This window comes from Pseudomonas sp. BS-2016, assembly GCF_001806145.1.
Lineage (GTDB): Bacteria > Pseudomonadota > Gammaproteobacteria > Pseudomonadales > Pseudomonadaceae > Aquipseudomonas > Aquipseudomonas lundensis.
The window spans coordinates 1-2,944 of sequence record NZ_MLCT01000074.1 but is presented as its reverse complement, the minus strand read 5'-3'; the positions used below and the strand labels follow the sequence as shown (position 1 = coordinate 2,944).

General features: G+C 63.2%; 2 protein-coding genes and 1 pseudogene. All 3 read right to left on the bottom strand.

Features of this window, described 5'->3' with window-relative positions; all coding sequences use genetic code 11:
- On the bottom strand, window positions 1–1,245 hold a 1,245-nt coding region (locus BKD70_RS22340; protein WP_070415415.1), incomplete at its 3' end, for a CpaF family protein.
- Complete coding sequence (locus BKD70_RS22335; RefSeq protein ID WP_034125887.1) at window positions 1,242–2,435, bottom strand: pilus assembly protein; 1,194 nt, start codon at window positions 2,433–2,435, stop codon at window positions 1,242–1,244. The genes BKD70_RS22340 and BKD70_RS22335, both read right to left, overlap by 4 nt.
- Window positions 2,432–2,944 (bottom strand): annotated as a pseudogene (locus BKD70_RS22330) (type II and III secretion system protein family protein); the annotation flags it as partial. The gene BKD70_RS22335 and the pseudogene BKD70_RS22330, both read right to left, overlap by 4 nt.

The window sequence follows — 2,944 nt, the reverse complement described above, 5'->3', positions numbered from 1 at the left end:
CAGCTTGTCGCCGGCCGGGTTGAGCGCTTCGCGCAGAAAGCCGAAACCGGTACGGCGGTCGAGGCGGAACAGGGTGTTGGTGACATACACGTCGTCGCGCACCCCCACCACTTCCACCACCTCGCTGACGCAACGGTGCCCATCGGGCAGGCGCGTCAGTTGCACCACCACATCCAGTGCGGCACAGATCATCTGCCGCAGGGTTTTCTCCGCCACCACCCGACCGGTCAGGCCCACCAGGGTTTCCAGGCGCAGCAACGCGTCCTGGGCATTGTTGGCGTGCACGGTGCTCATGGAACCGTCATGGCCGGTGTTCATGGCCGTCATCACGTCGAGCACTTCGACGCCACGGATCTCGCCAAGGATGATGCGGTCCGGGCGCATCCGCAGGGCGTTGCGAATCAGGTCGCTGGCCTTGACCTCGCCATGCCCCTCGGCATTGGGCGGGCGGGTTTCCAGGCGCACCACGTGGGGGTGGCCCAGTTGCAGCTCGGCGACGTCTTCGATGGTGACCAGGCGTTCGTGGGGGTTGATCAATTGGCTGAGGATATTGAGCAGCGTGGTCTTGCCGGTGCCGGTGCCGCCACTGATCAGGATATTGCAGCGCTTGCCCACCGCCTCCTGGAAGAACTCTAAGATGTTGTGGTCGATGGTTTGCATCGCCACCAGGTCGCTGCTCTTGAGCATGTCCTTGCGAAATTTACGGATCGACAGGCACGGGCCGTCCAGGGCAATCGGCGGGATGATCGCATTGACCCGGCTGCCATCCGGCAAGCGCGCATCGACCATCGGCGACGACTCATCCAGGCGCCTTCCAAGGGGCGCGAGAATGCGCTGCATCACGCGTTCTACATGGTGCGCGTCGATAAAGCGCAGGTCGCTCTGGTGGAGTACTCCGTCACGCTCGATAAACACCCTGTGCGGGCCGTTGACCAGGATCTCGGTGATCGACACATCGCGCAGCAGCACTTCCAGCGGGCCGAAGCCGGTCAGCTCATCGACGATTTCCTCGGCCAGGCGCTCCATCTCATAGCGCGAGATCGCCAGGTGCATGCGCGTGATGTATTCGGCCACTTTGTCGATGACAAATTGCGCCAGGGATTGGCGCGAGCCTTCCAGCAGGTTCTGGCCCGACTCTTCGATGGCATCGATGATGTAGCGATGCAGCACCAGTTTCAGGCCGTCGTGGTCGTTGTGCGCGGTACTTCCACGGGCCGGAGCGCCGAAGAGTTTTTCGCCGTTCATCGACTCGCTCCCAGAAGGCGTTCGAACCAGCGCGTCGAAGGTTTATCCAGGCCTTCGGTGCGTTTGGCCAGGCGCTCGCCCAGGTGGCGCAGGGCTTGGGTCAACGCTTCGCGGGGGGCCAGGGTGAACAGGCTTTGCCCCTGGTTCTTGGCGTTCAGGCGCACTTCGGGGCTCAGGGGCAGCACGGCGATGCACTCCAGGCCGAAGCTTTTTTCCAGGGCTTCGGTGCCGGGGGCACAGCCTTTGACGTAGCGATCGACCAGCAGCTTGGCATGGTCGAGTTTCATGCCTTTCTCGCGCCACAGGTTCAGCATCGCCAGGTTACGCCGACAGTCGAGTACGCACTGGTCGGTGCACCACAACAGCTTGTCGCAGTGGCTGACAAAGGTGCGCAGGGCTTCGCTGTCCGCTTGCCCGGTGAGGTTGACCACGATGTGCTGGAAGTGCTGACGCAAGGCGCTGAGCAGCATGTACAGCTCGGCGGCGCTGGTCATTTCCAACGGGTCATCGCTGGCGGCGTAGGCGAGGATCCGCAGGCCGTCGTCGGTGCTGGTGAACGCGCTGTTGATCAGGGTGGCGTCCAGGCGTCGCAGGTGGCGCAAGGCGTCGCCGAAATTGAAGGTGCTGTCCAGGCCCAGCAGCGCCAGGCTGTCGCCCCTGGGCAGGCCGAGGTCGAGCATCAGCGTCTGCTGGCCGCTCTTTTGCACCACCATCGCCAGGTGGCTCGCCAGCAGGGCGCCATCGGTATTGCCCTGGGCACCGTAAAGCACGGTGAGGCCGCCCAGATGGGCGTTCGGCGCGCTGGGCGGCAAGCGCTTGCTCAGGCGCCGCACCAGCCCGGCCACTTCGCTGGAGCGTGAACCATAGGCGACAAAATCCCGAGCGCCGGCACGCATGGCGTTGAGTACCAACTGGTTGTCCATGCCGTCGCCCAAGGCCACCACCGCCAACATCGGCTTGGCTTCCAGGGCGCCTTCGATCAAGGCGCTCTGGGCTACCAGGTGCTCGCGGTCCAGGCCCACGAACACCAGGTTGGCGAAGGTCACGTCCACCAGTGCCAGCAATTCATCCAGGCTGCCGCCGCCCACGTTGATCACTTGGCCAAGAGGGGCCAGGGCACCCTGGAGCCATTCCAGGTCGGTGCTGTTACGGGTGATTGCCAGGAAGGTCTGGCTCAGGCTATCGCTCATTGGGAAAGTCCACTGCGACGGTCGAAGTTGCCGTTTTCCAGGAAGAACAGGCGGAACCAGTTCGGGTCATAGGTGCGCAGTTTTTCGCCGGGCAGCGACGGCAACTGCGCATTGGCAGCCAGTGGCTGGACCAGATGCGGCGTGACAATCATCAGCAGTTCTTTCTCTTCGCTCTGGATATTGGAGTCGCGGAAAAACGCACCAAGGATCGGGATATCGCCCAGGCCCGGGAGCTTGGCGATGGTGGAGCGGTTGGTGCTGCTGATCAGGCCGCTGATCACAAAGCTTTCACCGTCGGCCAGTGACACACTGGTGTCGGTGCGCCGGACGGTCAGGGCCGGCACCTGGATATTCTGGATTCGGATCGCGTTGCTGTAATCCAGCTCGCTGACTTCCGGGGCGACTTTCAGGGCGATGCGGTTGTGGTCGATGACCGTGGGCGTGAGGGTCAGGCGAATACCGAACTCCTTGTATTCGATGGTGATGGTATCGCTGCCGGCACTGGGCAC

Excerpts from the sequence above, each read along its gene's own strand:
- BKD70_RS22335 (WP_034125887.1), bottom strand. The coding sequence starts at position 2,435 with ATGAGCGATAGCCTGAGCCAGACCTTCCTGGCAATCACCCGTAACAGC.